This is a genomic window from Staphylococcus parequorum (assembly GCF_039237145.1).
Classification (GTDB): Bacteria; Bacillota; Bacilli; order Staphylococcales; family Staphylococcaceae; genus Staphylococcus; species Staphylococcus equorum_A.
Map to the genome: position 1 here is coordinate 777,069 of NZ_CP150682.1, position 18,842 is coordinate 795,910.

General features: G+C 35.1%; 15 protein-coding genes. 13 read left to right on the plus strand and 2 right to left on the minus strand.

Features of this window, described 5'->3' with window-relative positions; genetic code table 11:
* Positions 1-34: 34 nt before the first annotated feature.
* A complete protein-coding gene (locus AAA453_RS03580) occupies positions 35-334 on the minus strand; it encodes a YrhK family protein (RefSeq protein ID WP_069818176.1) in 300 nt (99 codons plus the stop codon).
* Between the two features lie 116 nt (positions 335-450).
* Here AAA453_RS03580 and AAA453_RS03585 point away from each other — a divergent pair, with 116 nt between their 5' ends.
* Together AAA453_RS03585 and AAA453_RS03590 are read left to right on the plus strand one after the other, a co-directional pair.
* Positions 451-984: a methylated-DNA--[protein]-cysteine S-methyltransferase gene (locus AAA453_RS03585; RefSeq protein WP_427706332.1), complete on the plus strand. Its 534-nt coding sequence runs from the start codon at positions 451-453 to the stop codon at positions 982-984.
* A gap of 140 nt (positions 985-1,124) precedes the next feature.
* Entirely contained in the window at positions 1,125-2,717 is a 1,593-nt protein-coding gene (locus AAA453_RS03590) for a BCCT family transporter (RefSeq protein ID WP_427706334.1), read from the plus strand.
* Between the two features lie 383 nt (positions 2,718-3,100).
* Here the strand turns inward: AAA453_RS03590 and AAA453_RS03595 are convergent, their stop codons facing one another.
* Complete coding sequence (locus tag AAA453_RS03595; protein ID WP_427706336.1) at positions 3,101-4,270, minus strand: hydroxymethylglutaryl-CoA synthase; 1,170 nt, start codon at positions 4,268-4,270, stop codon at positions 3,101-3,103.
* A gap of 107 nt (positions 4,271-4,377) precedes the next feature.
* Between AAA453_RS03595 and AAA453_RS03600 the strand changes: the two genes are divergently transcribed.
* From AAA453_RS03600 to AAA453_RS03650, 11 genes are all read left to right on the plus strand, one after another.
* Positions 4,378-5,532, plus strand: a complete 1,155-nt coding sequence (locus tag AAA453_RS03600; RefSeq protein ID WP_069818238.1) for a thiolase family protein — start codon at positions 4,378-4,380, stop codon at positions 5,530-5,532.
* Positions 5,532-6,812 (plus strand): hydroxymethylglutaryl-CoA reductase, degradative, encoded by a 1,281-nt coding sequence (locus AAA453_RS03605; RefSeq protein ID WP_427706338.1) that lies wholly within the window; start codon positions 5,532-5,534, stop codon positions 6,810-6,812. The genes AAA453_RS03600 and AAA453_RS03605 overlap by 1 nt, the downstream gene beginning before the upstream one ends.
* A 243-nt stretch (positions 6,813-7,055) precedes the next feature.
* Entirely contained in the window at positions 7,056-8,030 is a 975-nt protein-coding gene (locus tag AAA453_RS03610; protein ID WP_427706340.1) for an SMP-30/gluconolactonase/LRE family protein, read from the plus strand.
* 293 nt (positions 8,031-8,323) lie between these two features.
* Entirely contained in the window at positions 8,324-9,793 is a 1,470-nt protein-coding gene (gene nhaC, locus AAA453_RS03615; RefSeq protein ID WP_427706342.1) for a Na+/H+ antiporter NhaC, read from the plus strand.
* A 341-nt stretch (positions 9,794-10,134) separates the two neighbouring features.
* Positions 10,135-11,010, plus strand: a complete 876-nt coding sequence (gene cidR, locus AAA453_RS03620) for a cidABC operon transcriptional activator CidR (RefSeq protein WP_427706344.1) — start codon at positions 10,135-10,137, stop codon at positions 11,008-11,010.
* Positions 11,011-11,349: 339 nt separating this feature from the next.
* Entirely contained in the window at positions 11,350-11,736 is a 387-nt protein-coding gene (locus AAA453_RS03625) for a CidA/LrgA family protein (RefSeq protein WP_002511542.1), read from the plus strand.
* Complete coding sequence (locus tag AAA453_RS03630; RefSeq protein ID WP_069818243.1) at positions 11,737-12,423, plus strand: LrgB family protein; 687 nt, start codon at positions 11,737-11,739, stop codon at positions 12,421-12,423. It begins immediately after the preceding gene.
* A gap of 92 nt (positions 12,424-12,515) precedes the next feature.
* Entirely contained in the window at positions 12,516-14,258 is a 1,743-nt protein-coding gene (locus AAA453_RS03635) for a pyruvate oxidase (protein WP_427706346.1), read from the plus strand.
* A 172-nt stretch (positions 14,259-14,430) separates the two neighbouring features.
* Positions 14,431-14,799 carry an ArsR/SmtB family transcription factor gene (locus AAA453_RS03640; RefSeq protein ID WP_427706348.1) on the plus strand — a complete coding sequence of 123 codons (369 nt, stop codon included), beginning with the start codon at positions 14,431-14,433 and terminating at the stop codon, positions 14,797-14,799.
* Positions 14,792-16,963: a heavy metal translocating P-type ATPase gene (locus AAA453_RS03645; protein ID WP_427706350.1), complete on the plus strand. Its 2,172-nt coding sequence runs from the start codon at positions 14,792-14,794 to the stop codon at positions 16,961-16,963. The genes AAA453_RS03640 and AAA453_RS03645 overlap by 8 nt, the downstream gene beginning before the upstream one ends.
* A 344-nt stretch (positions 16,964-17,307) precedes the next feature.
* Positions 17,308-18,702, plus strand: a complete 1,395-nt coding sequence (locus tag AAA453_RS03650; RefSeq protein WP_427706352.1) for a YfcC family protein — start codon at positions 17,308-17,310, stop codon at positions 18,700-18,702.
* The last annotated feature ends 140 nt before the right edge of the window (positions 18,703-18,842 follow it).

The window sequence follows — 18,842 nt, forward strand, 5'->3', positions numbered from 1 at the left end:
CCAGGCTGTTTGTTACGTTGAATGATAAAATGTACTATTCATCATGCATTTCTGATTTTTTATATTTATGTGCCAAATGTAAATCATGTGACAATGCAATAAGCGGTCTAACCGTCATCTGTACACTACCGATTACAAACAGTATTGTACCTAATGTGACAGTAGAATCACTAAAAAATAAAAAACTACCTATTAAGAATATGATGCCAAGAACTACATCGTTTAATTGGTATAGTGCTTTATAAATCATTGTGAGACGTTCAGATCTTTGAGGTGTATTAAAATTTAAATCAGCACTTTTGTTAATAGGATTTTGTTGATTTGATTTAGACATAGAAAGGCCTCCCATACATATCTTGAGTTGTCTTACTCATTCCCTTAATGGTTTACATAAAACCAAGAAAGATTTATGATAAAACAAATTCAGAAGGACAGAAAGAGGGGAGCATCATGCATTATAAAAGATACTATCAAGCACCTATCGGACGCATTGCAATAACATCTGACGGAGAGCATATCACTGGCTTGTGGCTACCCAATCAAACCGATTTCGAATTAAAATATGATGATAAGTTAGTTGAAACAGAACAACCTATCTTTGATAAAGTAGAACGTTGGTTAGACGCGTATTTCTCGGGAAATATTCCGGAAATTGATTTTCCTTTAAAAGCGTCAGGTACGGAATTTCGTGAACAAGTCTGGGCAGCACTTTTAGAAATACCCTATGGCAAGACAGTAACTTATGGAGAACTCGCACAAATAATAGGGAAAAAAAGAGGTAAAACCCAAATGTCGTCACAAGCAGTGGGTGGTGCAGTAGGCAACAATCCAATTTCAATTATCATTCCCTGTCATAGAGTTGTTGGTAAAGATGGTAGCTTAACAGGTTATGGTGGCGGCATTGATACCAAAATCGAGTTACTTAAATTAGAAAAAATGGATATGGATGCATTTTATAGACCGAAAAATAGTACAAAGCCTTGAGCCCGTAGTATTGAGAAATAAGTTAATTTTTTCAAAAACCACTCTTAAATACGCTTGTAAGTTGTAAAAAATCTCTAACTAAGTTGATAATTTAACTCAGTATGGTATTCTATTACACGTCTTTGTTAAAAAATTAAGGGATGGTGAGCATTTTGCCAAAAGAAAAAAAACAATTTTCAAGTGTATTTATATATTCAGCTGCCATCATAGGATTACTTGTTTTGGTTGGTGCAATTTTCCCACAACAATTTGGGAGTATTACAGGTAGTGTGTCTACTTGGGTTTCAGATACATTCGGTTGGTATTATATGTTGTTATATACTGTAATATTAGGCTTTTGTGTGTTTCTAGCATTTAGCCCAATCGGTAAATTAAAGCTAGGTAAACCTTCGGATAAACCAGAATTTCGTACTATTTCGTGGTTAGCGATGTTATTTAGTGCAGGTATGGGGATAGGTTTAGTATTCTATGGCGCATCAGAGCCTATTTCGCATTATTTAGCACCGCCAACTGCAGATGCTGAAACAAAAGCAGCCATGTCAGAAGCATTTCAATCATCATTTCTGGACTATGGGATTCATCCATGGGCGATGTATGGTGTTGTAGCTTTGGCACTGGCATATTCACAGTTCCGTAAAGGAGAAAATGGTTTAATTTCAAAAACATTACGTCCTATCTTAGGAGATAAAGTAGATGGGCCTATTGGCACGGTTGTTGATGTGCTAGCAGTCTTTGCAACAGTAATCGGTGTTGCGGTTTCTTTAGGTGTAGGGGCCATTCAAATCAATGCTGGTCTTAATTATTTATTTGGTATACCAGCTAATTCACTGGTTCAAGGTATTATTATAGCAGTCGTTACTGTCTTGTTTTTATATAGTGCATGGAGCGGTTTAAGTAAAGGTATCCAATATTTAAGTAATTTAAATATGGTATTAGCAGGCTTACTACTCTTAATCGTTTTTATCGTGGGTCCAACGCTACTCATTTTAAACATGATGACAAGTGGCACAGGAGACTATTTGAATTCGATTTTACTTAATACTTTAGACGTAGCGCCATTAAATGAACAAAAATCGGACTGGATGCAAACATGGACGATATATTATTGGGGCTGGTGGATGAGCTGGAGTCCATTTGTTGGTATATTCATCGCTAGGATTTCAAAAGGACGTAGTATTAGAGAATTTGTTGTTGCAGTTTTAGGTGTTCCAACAGTGATTAGTATCATCTGGTTTAGTGCTTTTGGTACGACAGGTATCACAGTAGGACAAAAACATGGTGAACTATTTAAATTACCGCCTGAGACACAGCTATTTGGAATCTTTAATGAATTACCCTTTGGGTTTATCCTTTCAATCATTGCTTTAGCGCTTATTGCATCATTCTTTATTACCTCTGCAGATTCAGCGACTTATGTATTAGGTATGCAGACTGCACATGGTACGTTAAACCCTTCAGGTTTTGTTAAAATTGTCTGGGGCTTAGCATTAGCAGCTATTGCGTATGTCTTATTATTAGCTGGTGGGGACACTGGTTTAGACGCCTTACAATCAGCTGCCATTATATCCGCACTGCCGTTTAGTTTTGTAGTGATATTAATGATGATTGCTTTATATAAAGATGCAAACAAAGAACGGAAATATCTAGGTTTGACATTACAGCCCAATAAAGAGCGATACGAAGCATATACTCGTAAGATTGAACAAGAACAACAAGAACAAGCGGAAAAATAATTACGTTATAACATGATACGTACATAAAACAGAGGAGATACAGTCGTAAATTGACAAATATCTCCTCTGTTTTTGTTTATTGAATAAAAAGAAAAGAGGCTGAGACATAATGACGTGTCTTAGCCTCTTTTTTTATATTGGCAGTGGCTGACTGAATTGAAAATGCGCTTATATCAAGCTTTTTTCAATTCTAGTCAGCTGTGCCGGGGTGGGACGACGAAATTTTATTAGAAAAATTAGATTTCTGTCCCACTCCCTTTTTTATATACATAAATTTATCTAAATTCAGTTAAGACGTCTCAGCACATAATTTAAAGGCATAAGCTAAATATGATAATTTAAATTATGTTCCTGAATCATGATACGATTAAGTGATTTCAGATTTAATTTAAGGTATTATAATTACGGATATGATCATTAATACTTTCAAGATAGAAAATATTCTTTTTCTCATCAGCTAATTCAGTTTCGTGATCGAATTCTAAATTATCAAAACGTTTGAAGAAAGATTCATATGTTTCAACTGAAACTTCAGTACGGTTGTTTAAAAGGTCTTTATGTCCTTGAATATCAAGTGCATCTTGGTAGCCTTTTACAATTTTACCACTAAAGAACTCGCCTACAGAACCAGAACCATAACTGAATAGTCCGATTGTATCATCTGCAGACAGGTCATGTGTTTCTAATAATGAAATCAAACTTAAGTATAAAGATCCAGTATAGATGTTACCTACATAACGATTATAATATGTAGCATCTTCATAACCAGAAGTTAAGCGTGCTTTTGTTTGTTCATCAACAGAATCTGTTAAAATTGAGTCAAGTGCTTTTTTACCCATTTTAGTAAATGGTACGTGGAAACATAATGATTTAAAATTATCTAATGTTTTATTGTAGCGACGAGCATATTCATTCCAGCTTTCTTGGAACGAATGAATGTAAGCATCTTTCGATAATGCACCATCAACGAGAGGATATGGTTGTCCACTTGGACGCCAAAAATCATAGACATCTTCAGTGAAGGCAACTGCGTCATCATTTAGTTCAAGAATACGTGGGTTTTGTGATATTATCATAGCAACTGCACCTGCACCTTGTGTAGGTTCGCCACCAGAGTTTAAACCGTAACGTGCAGTATCGCTAGCGATAACTAATACTTTTTCATCTGGACGTTGTGCTAAATAATCTTTAGCTAATTGAATTGCTGGTGTTGCAGCATAGCAAGCTTCTTTCATTTCAATACAACGTGCAAATGGTTGAATGCCAAGCAAGTTATGTATTTGTACTGCTGAAGCTTTCGCAGAATCAATTGCAGATTCTGTTGCAACAATAACCATACTGATTTGTTTTTTATCTTCATCAGTAATGATGTCTTTTGCGGCATTTGCGCCCATTGTAACAATGTCTTGGCTTACTGGACTAACTGCCATTTCATTTTGGCCAATGCCAAGTAGAAATTTATTTGGGTCAACTTGACGTGATTCTGCAAGTTTAGCCATATCTACATAAAATCTTGGAACGTAAAAATTAATTTGATCAATACCAATTGTCATAAAGCGTATCGACACCTTTCTATATATAAATAAGCACCTGTATCATACCAAATCACGCTTATAAAATACAATGATTTAAAATTAACTGTAAATAAAGGAGATTGAAAATGAATAAAATAGCAATCGTAAGTGCAAAACGTACACCAATTGGAAGATTTAAAGGGAAGTTAAGTAATTATTCAGCAGTTGAACTCGGAAAGAAAACATTAAAAGCAGCGATAGAAGCAATTAAATTGGATCCAAATACAATAGATCAAGTCATTTATGGCAATGTGTTACAAAGTGGAAGTGGACAAAATCCAGCGCGTCAAATTAGTATCAATGCAGGTGTACCGAATACAACGCCAGCTATGACAATTAATGAAGTGTGTGGCTCAGGACTAAAATCAATTATCCTCGGTAAACAAGCGATCCAATTGGGAGAAGCGAAAGTAGTTGCAGTTGGTGGCGTAGAAAGTATGACGAACGCACCACAACTTATTTTAAAAGAGGGAGAATCACCTGTTCAAAGCTTTATGCATGACGGTTTAACAGATGCTTTTTCAAATGTGCCAATGGGCATTACAGCAGAAAAAATAGCTGAGAAATACGATGTGACACGTGAACAACAAGATAAATTTGCAAATGATTCTCATCAAAAAGCACATCAAGCGACTGAAGCGGGTAAATTTGATAATGAAATCGTACCGTTAAAAGACGTAAATGGTGAATGGATGACAAGTGATGAAGGTATACGTGGTAATACGAGTATAGAAAAACTTGCAACTTTAAAAACAATTTTCAAAGAAAATGGCACAGTTACTGGTGGTAATGCTTCTAGTATTAATGATGGTGGTTCAACGATTATCTTAATGGACGCAGCTTATGCAAAAGAACAAGGACATGAAATTTTAGCACTTCTAGGAGAGCATGCTGAAATAGGTTGTGACCCCGATTATATGGGTTATGCACCCTATCATGCAGTTACAAAATTATTAGATAAGACAGGTAAACATATTGATGATGTAGATGTTGTTGAAATGACTGAAGCATTTGCATCACAAAGTATTCCTGTTCGAGATAATTTAGGCATAGCTGAAGAAAAACTCAATCTATATGGTGGTGCGATTGCGTTGGGTCATCCAATCGGTGCAACTGGTACACGCTTGGTGACGACGCTTGTGAATGTATTGTCTCAAGAGGGTAAACAAAGTGGTATCGCTACTGCTTGTATTGGCGGCGGCTTAGGTATAGCACTAGAAATTGAAAAGGGGAATAAATAATGGAAGCGTTAGATAAGTCATTTCGTCATTTATCTCGTGAAGAGAAATTAGAGCAACTTGTTCAAAAAGGTTGGTTAAGTAATGAAAATAAAGCGGTATTGCTAAATAACCCACTTATTCCTGAAGAGATTGCGAATAGTCTAATTGAAAATGTGATTGGCCAAGGTTCTTTACCTGTAGGATTACTACCAGAAATTATTGTTGATCAAAAAGCATATGTCGTGCCAATGATGGTAGAAGAACCTTCAGTTGTTGCGGCTGCAAGCTATGGCGCTAAACTTGTCAATCAAACGGGTGGTTTCAAAGTGGTATCTAGTGAACGCTTAATGATTGGCCAAATTGTTTTTGATGGCGTAAATGATACACAGGCACTTGCACAAAAAATTAATCAGCTAGAACCACAAATCAAACAAATTGCTGACGAAGTATATCCTTCAATTATAGAAAGAGACGGGGGCTACCGCCGCATAGAAATTGACACGTTTTCAGCGGAAGGCTTATTGTCATTAAAAGTATTTGTAGATACAAAAGATGCTATGGGTGCGAACATGCTGAATACAATTTTAGAAGGTATTACAGCTTATTTAAAAAATGAATTAGACAATATTGATATTTTAATGAGTATTTTATCTAACCATGCGACAGCGTCTGTAGTTAAAGTGCAAGGTGAAATTGAAGTTTCCGCTTTATCCAAGGGTGGCCGCAATGGACAAGCAGTAGCGAAACGTATGGAACGTGCTTCTGTATTAGCTCAAGTAGACATTCACCGTGCAGCGACGCATAATAAAGGTGTAATGAATGGTATCCACGCTGTGGTCTTGGCAACAGGTAATGATACACGCGGTGTTGAAGCAACTGCACATGCATATGCAAGCAAAGATGGACAGTATCGTGGCTTAGCAACATGGCATTATGATGAGCAACGTCAGACACTGGTTGGGACGATTGAAGTTCCTATGACATTAGCGACAGTCGGTGGTGGCACAAAAGTGTTACCAATTGCTAAAACAGCGCTAGATTTAATGAAAGTAGATTCCGCTGAACAACTTGGACATGTAGTTGCAGCTGTTGGCTTGGCACAAAACTTTGCTGCCTGTCGTGCATTAGTGTCAGAAGGCATCCAAAAAGGACATATGAGCTTACAGTATAAATCATTAGCCATTGTCGTGGGTGCAGAAGGTAAAGAAATCGCACAAGTCGCAGATATGTTGAAAGATGAGCCAAGAGCCAATACAGCTATAGCACAGCAATTGTTAGATCAATTAAGAGAGAACGAATAGAAGTAGCGTATATAAAGCACTTTCAATTTGATAGTTATCATTGAATCATAGTTGGATATATTAGGGGGAGACACAATAATGTCTCCCCCTTTTTAGCGTGCTTAGTCTGAAGAAAAATAGATGTCCCTGATTAAAATGTTATAACGTTATTTTTATTACGCAATGCTACGGTTATGATTTTATTTTAAGAAAATACTATCATATACTTGTGATATAAGAAAAAGTAGAAAAGGGGTATGAATAATGGAAAACAACAACATTCCGACATTATCGTATAAAGGGAATGCAAGTACAGCTGTGCCAATACTTGCACATGAAGCGGATATCCAAACGGTTACGGCAGAACAATGGTTAAAAATCTCTGATGAGGGTTTACAACTTGAAGGGCTATGCTTTGATAAAGATGGGAATCTCCTTTTATGTGAAGTATTTGGGGGCACAATCTTTCACGTAGCTTTGCCAGAGAAAAAAGTGACAACACTATTTCAATCACAAAAACAAAATCCAGCAGCAGTTAAAATACATAAAGATGGAAGACTTTTTGTTTGCTATTTGGGAGATTTTGAAAGCTCAGGAGGCATCTTCGCAGTAGATTCAGAAGGTGAACAAGAAGTTCCAATTGTTTCAGATATTGATACTGAATATTGCGTTGACGATTTAGTATTTGATAGTAAAGGTGGATTTTATTTTACAGATTTCCGTGGTTATTCTACAAACCCTAAAGGTGGCGTATATTATGTGTCATCAGATTATAAAACGATTACACCTGTTATTCAGAATCTTGCTGTGGCCAATGGTGTGGCCTTAAGTACTGATGAAAAAACATTGTGGGTTACAGAGACAAATGCAAATCGATTACATCGAATAGATTTATTGGATGATGGTGTTACGATTGCGCCATTTGGTGCCTCTATTCCTTATCACTTCACAGGACATGAAGGCCCAGACTCTTGTTGCATTGATAGCGATGACAACCTTTATGTGGCAATGTATGGCCAAGGAAGAGTACTTGTTTTTAATACAAAAGGCTATCCAATAGGTCAAATCTTGATACCAGGACGTGACCAAGGACACATGTTGAGATCAACGCATCCTGCCTTTATTCCTGGCACAGATCAATTAATTATTAGTGCGAACGATATAGAAATGGGTGGAGACTCTTGGTTATTTACTGCTAAAGGTTTTGCTAAAGGCCATCATAGTTATCAATTTCATTAATTCTCCAACTGAATAAACAGATATAGAAAAAATGTAACTTCGACTCGGAGTTACATTTTTTCTATATTAAGGTTCTTAATGCGTAGTAATGCTCTTTAATAAAAATCGGGAAATATAATTTGACGTATTATTTTATAAAAAAGCGAGTTGTAAAAAATAGTGACCTATGTGTATAAAAAAAGTGATTTGGATAATGTAAAATAACTATAAATGTGATAATAACTACCTTTAAATAATAAATACGCTGTTGAAAGCGCATAAAAAGTTAAGTATGATATAAAATAACAAAGGGGGTGCCTACTATTTTTAATAAGAAAACTAAAAATAATGGCGAAAAGATTAGGACAAAGAAAGAATTAGGACTTACGTCTGCTTTAATTACTTTAATCATTATGATAACTTCAATGTTATTTACGGTAGCTGTGCTTGAAAAAGAGCCTCATATACCATTAATGATTGGTACGGCAGTCGCGATTATTATAACCATGCTACATGGTTACGCATTTAGCGAAGTAGAAGAAATGATGTATAAGGGGATTCGACATGCATTGCCTGCTATAGTAATCATTATTCTCGTAGGTTTAGTAATTGGCTCGTGGATAGGTAGTGGTGTAGTAGCTACTATGATTTATTATGGACTGCAATTAATCGATCCAAGATATTTTTTAGTCGTAGTAATTGTGCTCTGTGGCGTTGTGGCATTAGCTATAGGTAGTAGTTGGTCTACAATGGCGACAGTAGGCGTAGCATCTATGGGTATTGGCTTGAGCATGGGTATTTCTCCAGGTATGGTTGCAGGCGCAGTCATCTGTGGAGCTTACTTTGGAGATAAAATGAGCCCATTATCTGATACGACCAATTTAGCTTCTGGTTTGTCTGGTGTTAATTTATTTGAACATATTCAGCACATGTTTTATACAACAATACCAGCTTTGGTAATATCACTAGTTGCATTTTTCTTTATCGGTATACGTTTTGGTGATAAAAATTTTGATACAAAAAATATAGATGAAATACTGACTACGATGCAAGATAGTTTTGTGATTACACCGTGGTTACTCATAGTACCATTGGCAGTCATCGCACTTGTAGTAGTCAAAGTGCCAGCAATCCCATCGATTTGCGTAGGTATTATATTAGGGTTCTTCGCGCAACTGTTTATACAAGGTGATTCCATTGTAGAGGGGTTAACAGCACTACAAACAGGTTACACGATTGAATCAGGCAATTCACTGGTTGATGAATTATTTAACCGTGGTGGTTTAGAATCGATGTTCTATACGATTTCACTTACACTTGTCGCAATGACATTTGGTGGCGTACTTGAATATTCAGGCATGTTAACTGCATTAATTTCAGTTATTTTAAAATTTGCTAAAACTACTGGATCATTAATTGCATCTGTAATAGTGTCATGTATTGGTACAAACTTTACATGTTCCGAACAATACATATCCATTATCGTCCCATCTAGAATGTACGCTGGGGCATTTAAAAAGAAAAATTTACATGCTAAAAATTTATCCAGAGCTTTAGAAGATGGCGGTACGTTAACGTCTGTATTTGTACCATGGAATACATGTGGTGTATTTATTGCTTCAACATTAGGTGTGTCTGTTATAGAATATGCGCCTTATGCAATTTTAAATTACACAGTACCAATCATATCTATTATATTTGGATATATCGGTTTTAAAATCATAGGATTAAGTGAAGAAGAAATTGAACAAAATAGAAAAGAAGAAGAAGCGAACTTAACATAATACAGCATTGTGTTTTAAAATCAGTCATCATGTTGATTTGTAACAGTTGTATTTAACACCAGTGTAGCAAGGTAAATAATATAATATGAACTCAGTTTATAGATATATATCTGATTAATTAAAATTGTCCGAATATATTGAAAAATAAATGCACTCCAAAGTTGAATGTAGTTTCAATTTTTAGGAGTGCATTTTTCATGTTTAGGGTTCGTTTTTGATAAGTATTTAAAAATAATAAGGGGCTGTGTGTTAACGTTTTTGTAACGAGTTAATATTGAAATATTGAAATTTAAACGTATACTGGAAAGTATTAATTATGTTTCAAGTAGAGGAGAACGTGCATGGATATTAAACAGATGAAGTATTTTGTTGAAGTTGTAAACCAAAATAGTATGACAAATGCTTCCAAATCTTTATATATTGCTCAGCCAACAATTAGTAAAGCGATAAAAGATTTAGAAAAAGAATTGAACATGACACTTTTCGATCGCAGTAAACGACAACTTGCATTGACTGATGCAGGAAGAGTGTTTTATCAAAAAAGCAAAGAAATTTTAACACTCTATAATGATTTGCCTAGAGAGGTTAATAGTCTACTTGGTTTAGAAACAGGTCATATCAGTATAGGTTTATCTGCAGTGATGAACATGAATAAGTTTATTCATATACTTGGTGAGTTTCATCAGAAATATCCAAATGTAACATACAATTTAGTGGAAAATGGTGGGAAGATGATTGAGACTCAGTTAATTAAAGATGAGCTTGATATTGGTATTACCACAATTCCAGTAGATCAGTCCATTTTTCATTCTGTGTTACTATACGAAGAAGAATTGAAACTCGTATTGAATAAAGAGCACAGATTGGCGAATTATGAACAAGTAGATATGAGTATGTTAAAAGATGAGGACTTTATACTATTTAATGAAGATTTCTATTTAAATGACAAAATTATTGAATCGGCTAAAAATTCAGGATTTGTGCCAAATACAATTTCTAAAATTTCTCAGTGGAACTTTATTGAAAATTTATTAAGTGCACATCTTGGTGTGAGTATCTTACCAGAGAATATTGTGAATTTACTTGATGGTAATTTTAAAAGTATAAAAATTGATGACCCAGCAATGCGTTGGGAGTTAGGCGTTATATGGAAGAAGGATAAATATTTAAGTCATGCGACTAAAAAGTGGATTAAATTTATGAAACAACGATTATAAAAAGTACTTATATAGCTTATCGTTTTTCTAGTCAGTCTTGAGAGGGCAGGAAGAAATCAAATTTTGATTTCTTCCTGCCCTTGTTTTGTTTACAACAACGTAAATAATCAAATACAAAGTCATGTAAGTGTTGTGATAACAAAGACTTTTGAATGAAAAGGGTGAATATTAAAAGTTTAATTTTAATATAATGAAATATAATAGACTTAATCGCTTACATGAATAAAAGTAATAGGTGTCATTGATAATCAATATTTTTATTATATTACATACGGGCTTATACTAGTATATGTAATCAACAAAACACCAAATAAAAATGACGATAAAGGGATGATAAAAATGCAGATGTCACTAAAGGTAGTTAGAGTTTTATTTCAAATATTAATGATTATGGCTATTACGTATGCTGGAAATGTCTTGCAAAGTGTTCTGCACATTCCAATTGCAGGAAGCATCGTAGGCTTAATCTTATTTTTTCTCTTACTACAATTTAAAATTATCCCATCACAATGGGTTAGTAAAGGTTCGAATTTTTTCTTAACAACTATGGTATTTTTCTTTGTACCGTCTGTTGTAGGCGTCATGGATGTCGTATCTGAGATTAATTTAAATTTCATTTTATTCTTCGCAATGATTATTTTAGGAACTTGCTGTGTTGCTTTAATTTCAGGGTTTATAGCGGAGAAAATGGTTAGAACTACGGAATATGGGAATGGACAAGATTAGATGACACTTTTAAATGGTTTGATAATGATTGTCTTAACAATTGTTATGTATGTTGGAGCTAAAAAATTACAGCAAAAATTTAAAAACCCTTTTTTAAATCCAGCACTCATATCTTCTATTGGTATTATTGCTATCTTGCTTCTATTTAATGTAGATTATCAAGGTTATATGGTTGGCGGTCAATGGATTAACTATCTATTAAACTGTACGGTGGTTTGTTTAGCTTTTCCGTTATATCAGAACCGTCATAAAATATTAAAACATGCCAATATCATATTCAGTAGTGTCTTCTCAGCAGTGATATTAAACTTTGTATTTATATTCTGCTTGTTGAAAATATTAGGTTATTCAAGAGAAGTTATTATGACGATGTTACCACGCTCCATGACTGCCGCAGTTGGTATAGAAGTTTCAAATCAACTGGGCGGGGTAGATACGATTACTGTTATGTTTATCGTCGCAACAGGATTAATTGGTAGTATATTAGGGTCTTATTTATTAAAAGTGGGAAGATTTAAGACCGCTATTGCAAAAGGTTTAACGTACGGTAATGCTTCACATGCATTTGGTACGGCACAAGCATTTGAAATAGATGGTGAGTCGGGTGCTTTTAGTTCTATCGGCATGATTTTAACAGCCGTATTAAGTTCTATTGTCTTACCGATACTCGTCCTCTTATTATATTAAGTTTTAAAAAAGAACTAGATATTTTACTGCAAACAACATCAGAAGAATCAACGATTTAAAATGATTGAAATTTGAAAGGAGCTATTTTAAAAATGGCAAAAATAAAAGCAAATGAAGCATTAGTAAAAGCGTTGCAAGCATGGGATATTGATCATTTATATGGTATTCCAGGAGATTCTATAGATGCAGTCGTAGATAGTTTAAGAACAGAAAGAAATAATATTAAATTTGTTAATGTTAGACACGAAGAAGTAGCAAGTCTAACTGCTTCAAGTTATACAAAATTGACTGGTAAAATAGGGGTAGCATTGAGTATTGGTGGCCCTGGCGTAATTCACTTACTTAACGGTATGTATGATGCAAAAATGGATAATGTACCTCAACTCATTTTAGCTGGTCAAACAGATACCACGGCTTTAGGTACGAAAGCATTCCAAGAAACAGATATTAGCAAAATGGTTGAAGATGTTTCAGTTTATAACCGTCAAATATCTGAAAATGACAAAGATATATTTGGTATTGTCAATGAAGCAATTCGTACTGCTTATGAGAAAAAAGGTGTGGCCGTATTAATCTTGCCAAATAATTTATTAACAAATAAAGTTAAAGATACAACAAATACAAAAGTGGACACTGCACCACCAGCACGTGTAACACCAAAACCACGTAGTATTAAAAAAGCAACTAAGCTTATCAATAAAAGTAAACGTCCAGTAGTACTTGTCGGTATGGGTGCTAAACATGCCAAAGATGAACTGCTTCAATTTATTGAAGCGGTGAAAATTCCTTCAATTATCACGTTACCTGCGAAAGGTTTATTAGCAGATGCGCATCCTTATAATATTGGTAATTTAGGTAAAATCGGTACGAAAACATCTTACCAAACAATACAAGATGCTGATTTATTAATCATGATAGGTACGAACTATCCTTACGTAGATTATTTACCTAAGAAAAATATTAAAGCAATTCAAATTGATAACAATGCTGAAAATATTGGCCATCGTTTCGATGTGAATGTGGGTATTGTTGGTGACAGTAAATTGTCATTGCTACAATTAACAGATTCAGTTAAACATGTATCAGAACGTGATTTCTTAACTAAAACATTAGAAAGAAAAGCAACTTGGGACGCATGGATGACAAAAGATATGGAAGATAACAGTAAGCCAATTAGACCAGAACGTCTAATGGATGCGATAAACCAAGTAAGAACAGACGATGCAATCTTTTCTATTGATGTTGGTACAGCGACAGTATGGTCTACACGTTATTTAAACTTAACAGTTAATAATAAATTTATTGTATCTAGTTGGTTAGGTACTATGGGTTGTGCATTGCCAGGTGCCATTGCTGCTAAAACTGCATATCCTAACCGTCAAGTTGTCGGTATTGCCGGTGACGGCGGGTTCCAAATGGTAATGCAAGACTTTGCAACAGCAGTACAATATGACTTACCAATGACATTTTTTGTATTAAATAACCAACAACTATCATTTATTAAATATGAACAACAAGTGGCTGGTGAATTAGAATATGCAATAGATTTCACTGACATTGATTACGCAAAATTTGCTGAAAGTTGTGGTGGCGTTGGTTACACGTTAACTGATCCAAATAGAATTGATGAAGTAGTTGAAGAAGCAATGTCACAAGATAGACCGACAATAGTCAATGTGTACGTTGATGAAACTGCAGCACCATTACCAGGTAAAATTGTGATGAATGAAGCCTTAAATTATGGTAAATGGGCATTTAGATCAATTACTGAAGATGGAAAATTAGACTTTGATGAAGTACCTCCAATGTCAACGGCGGTTAAACGTTTCTTATAAACTTATATTAAAGCTACCAAACAATTTTATGTTTGGTAGCTTTTTTTATTATAAAAATTACTTTTACTTAGTATGTTACATATCCTTAAACATTAAAGTTAGCACTTGAATGACTATTGAGTTGAATGTATAATAATATTCAAATATATACTTTAATGAGAGGTTGGAGGATATGAATAAAAATGAAACGTGTGAAGTTTTCTGTTATGACGAAAAAAAGGTTAATAAAGTACAGCATGATTTACAAAGTATAGATATTTCCGGTGTTTCTCAACTTTTGAAAGCAATCGCAGACGAAAATAGAGCTAAAATTACTTATGCTTTATGTCAGGAAGAAGAATTATGTGTATGCGATATCTCAAATATCATAGGTGTGACGGTCGCAAATGCCTCTCATCATCTTCGTATGCTTAATAAACAAGGGATACTCAAGTTTAGAAAAGAAGGGAAAATGGCTTTCTATTCGCTGGATGATGAACATATCAAGCAGATTATGATGATGGCATTAACGCATAGGAAAGAAGTGAGCGCTAATGTCTGAGCAGCAAGACAAAGTAACAAATAAAGAAAGTAGTACATATCGAGTACAGGGTTTTTCATGTGCCAATTGCGCAGGTAAGTTTGAAACTAATGTTAAAAAACTGCCTAATGTACACGATGCAAGTGTTAATTTTGGTGCCTCTCAAATCTCTGTGCAAGGTGAAGCAAGTATTGAGGAATTGGAAAAAGCCGGTGCGTTTGAAAATTTAAAAGTAATACCAAAAACCACAACACGTACAACTTCGAATTCAAAGTATGAACAAGAAGAAAAGATTCCGTTTTATAAGAAACATAGTACATTGATTTATTCGGCGTTATTTATGACGCTGGGTTTCATTTCCATGTTTATTAATGGAAATGAAAATATTGTAACGGCGCTTTTATTTATCACATCAATGATTGTCGGTGGCGCTTCCATGATAACAACTGGTCTCAAGAATTTGATTCAATTAGAGTTCGATATGAGAACATTGATGACAATTGCTGTTATAGGTGGTGTCCTTATCGGTGAATGGGCAGAGGTATCGGTTGTGGTGATTCTATTTTCAATTAGCGAATCATTAGAACGATTCTCCATGGATCGAGCCAGAGCATCGATTACTTCATTGATGGATGTTGCGCCGAACAAGGCTTTAATCAAACGTAATAATCAAGAAATGACTGTACATGTTGATGATATTGTCGTTGGGGACATTATGATTGTAAAACCAGGTCAAAAAATTGCGATGGACGGTATTATAATTGATGGCTACTCATCAATTAATCAATCAGCAATCACTGGTGAATCTGTTCCAGTTGAAAAGTATAAAGATGATGATGTGTTTGCAGGCACATTAAATGAAGAAGGATTTCTAGAAGTAAAAATTACAAAACGAGTTGAAGATACTACAATATCCAAAATTATACATCTCGTGGAGGAAGCACAAGCAGAACGTGCACCGTCACAGGCATTTGTAGATAAATTCGCAAAATACTATACACCTGTCATCATAGCGATTGCGGCAATGGTTGCTGTATTGCCGCCCTTATTCTTTGAAGCAAGTTGGGATAAATGGGTATATCAAGGGCTTGCAGTTCTTGTGGTTGGATGCCCGTGTGCCCTTGTTATTTCTACACCAATAGCCATCGTATCGGCAATCGGTAATGCTGCGAAGAAAGGTGTACTTGTCAAAGGTGGCATTTACTTAGAAGAAATCGGAGCACTGAAAGCAATCGCATTTGATAAAACTGGCACTTTGACTAAAGGTGTTCCAGTCGTGACTGATTTCAAAGTTATCAATAATCGAGTGGATGAACGTGAAATACTGTCTATTATTGCTGCATTAGAATACCGATCCCAACATCCATTGGCTTCTGCAATTATGAGTAAAGCGAATGCTGAACACATTTCTTATTCAGATATTATTGTAGAAGATTTCTCTTCTATTACAGGCAAAGGTATAAAAGGTAGCATAGATGGTCGAATGACTTACGTTGGTAATTCAAAAATGTTTTCAGAATTATTAACTGCAAACAATGAAAATAAAGTTAGAAATTTAATTGCCTCTCTTCAAGAGCAAGGTAAAACAGTGATGCTAGTAGGAACGGATCAAGGTGTCGAAGCCATAATCGCTGTGGCTGATGAAGTGCGAGAAACGAGTCAGCAAGCACTGCACAAACTACATCAGGCAAGTATTGAAAACACTGTCATGTTAACAGGTGATAACCAGAATACTGCGGGAGCGATTGGTAATCAAGTTGGTGTTACAGATATAAAAGCAGAGCTTCTACCTGAAGATAAACTTAAGGTGATCAAACAATTAAAATCTAAATATAAACGCGTGGCTATGGTTGGAGATGGTGTCAATGATGCGCCAGCTTTAGCAGCTTCGACAGTCGGTGTTGCTATGGGTGGAGCAGGCACGGATGCAGCACTTGAGACGGCAGATGTAGTATTGATGGGAGATGATTTGAATAAGCTGCCGTTTACGATTAAACTGAGTCGTAAAACGCTGAATATCATTAAAGCGAATATTACTTTTGCAATAATAATAAAAATTATTGCATTGCTTTTAGTTATTCCGGGTTGGCTAACACTTTGGATCGCGATACTTTCAGATATGGGTGCAACGCTACTTGTGGCATTGAATGGTATGAGACTTATGCGAGTTAAAGAAAATGAGTAACAATTAAGCAGACAATTTTTTCGTCAAACAATAAAAGCGAGTATTATCGAACACTTTCGAGAAAGTACATTCTCTTGGCTGAAAAGCCCTTCCCCCTAAATATAAGATAAAAGCTTAATTTCTCAAATTTGATGTTGAGAGATTAAGCTTTTTTATATACAATTACAGCGTAAAATATGAACAGAAGTGATTACAGGGTTCCCTGTATCTCGTCTATATATAGTAGGCGTTTTGTATAAAAAAACAATTAACAGAAAAGCTTATTTCACAAAAAATAGGCTATATATGTAAATAAACAACAAATAGCGACTGACGTTAGTTTGGGTGAAGAAAGGAAGAGCGTGATGTTCAAATCATTTTTCAAATCAAATCGTTTTAAAACGCCACATACATATGCATTATTATTAATAATTATTGCCTTTTCAAGCTTACTTACATACTTGATACCAGCGGGGGAGTTTGAACGTGAGAAAAAAGATGGACAAACCTTGGTTGTTTCAGGATCTTATCAAGAAGTTGAACAACATGGTGTATCATTTTTCGATATATTTAGAGCGATACCTGAAGGATTAATCAGTGGTGGAGAAATTGTATTCTACATCTTTTTAGTAGGTGGCGCATTCGGTATCGTACATAAGACAGGCGCATTTGAAAATGGTGTTAATAAAGCGATGCAAGCATTAGGAACATATAAAGGATTTATGATTCCTTTAACAATGACTATCTTCTCTATCCTAGGGTTTTCTATTGGCTTGGCAGAAGAAACGATTATTTTCGTGCCAATCGGTATCATTATAGCTCGAACATTAGGTTATGACGCACTTACAGGCGCTGCAATGGTAATACTTGGGGCAGCCAGTGGATTTATAGGTGGTATGCTCAATCCATTTACAGTCGGTGTAGCGCAATCTGTAGCTGAATTACCCATGTTTTCAGGTTGGGGATTAAGGACAATCATCTATCTATTTATTTTAGCAGCCGCGATAATGACAGTAATGTTTTATGCAAGAAAAGTTAAGAAGGATAAAACTAAAAGTCTCGTTTATGAATTGGAACAAGCAGAAGGTGATGTGGAAGCTAGAATGTCCACGCCACGCTTTACGAAAAGACAGGCAATGGGTCTAGGTTTAATTGTTGCAGCGATTGTATTAAACGTATATGGTATTTTTACTTATGGTTGGTCGTTTAATGAAATGAGTGCCAACTTTTTACTCGCTGGTTTATTAGCAGGTTTCATTGGTGGCTTAGGGATGAATGGCACTTTTGATGCAATGATTGAAGGTATGAAAGATATACTATTTGGAGCAATGATTGTTGGTTTTGCTAAAGGTATTATTGTAATTTTAGAGAATGGTCAAGTCATCGATACAATTGTATATGGCATGACAACTTTATTAGCAGATATACCTTCTTCAATGGTAATCATAGCAATGTTTATACTACAATTTTGCTTGAATTTCTTTATACCATCTGGTTCAGGCCAAGCATTAACAACAATGCCCTTAATGGTGCCTATATCTGACTTATTAAACATTAATAGACAAGTTACTGTGCTTGCCTTCCAATATGGCGATGCGATTAGTAATGTTTTATTCCCAACGTCCGCAATTCTGATGGGCGCATTAGCTGTTGGGAAAATTACTTACACACAATGGCTTAAATTTGCGTGGAAATTAATTGTGATATGGGTCGTGATTTGTAGTATCGGGATGTCTATCGCGTTAATAATCGGTTACTAATTGCACGTCATAGTGAAAAGAAGTTATAGCATTTTGAAAAATAGAATGCGAATGGATATTGTATAAATTTTTAACTTAGTATATACTAAATTAAAAGAAATCGTCATATTGCGTGTTACTGGTTAAGCAGGCATGAGCAA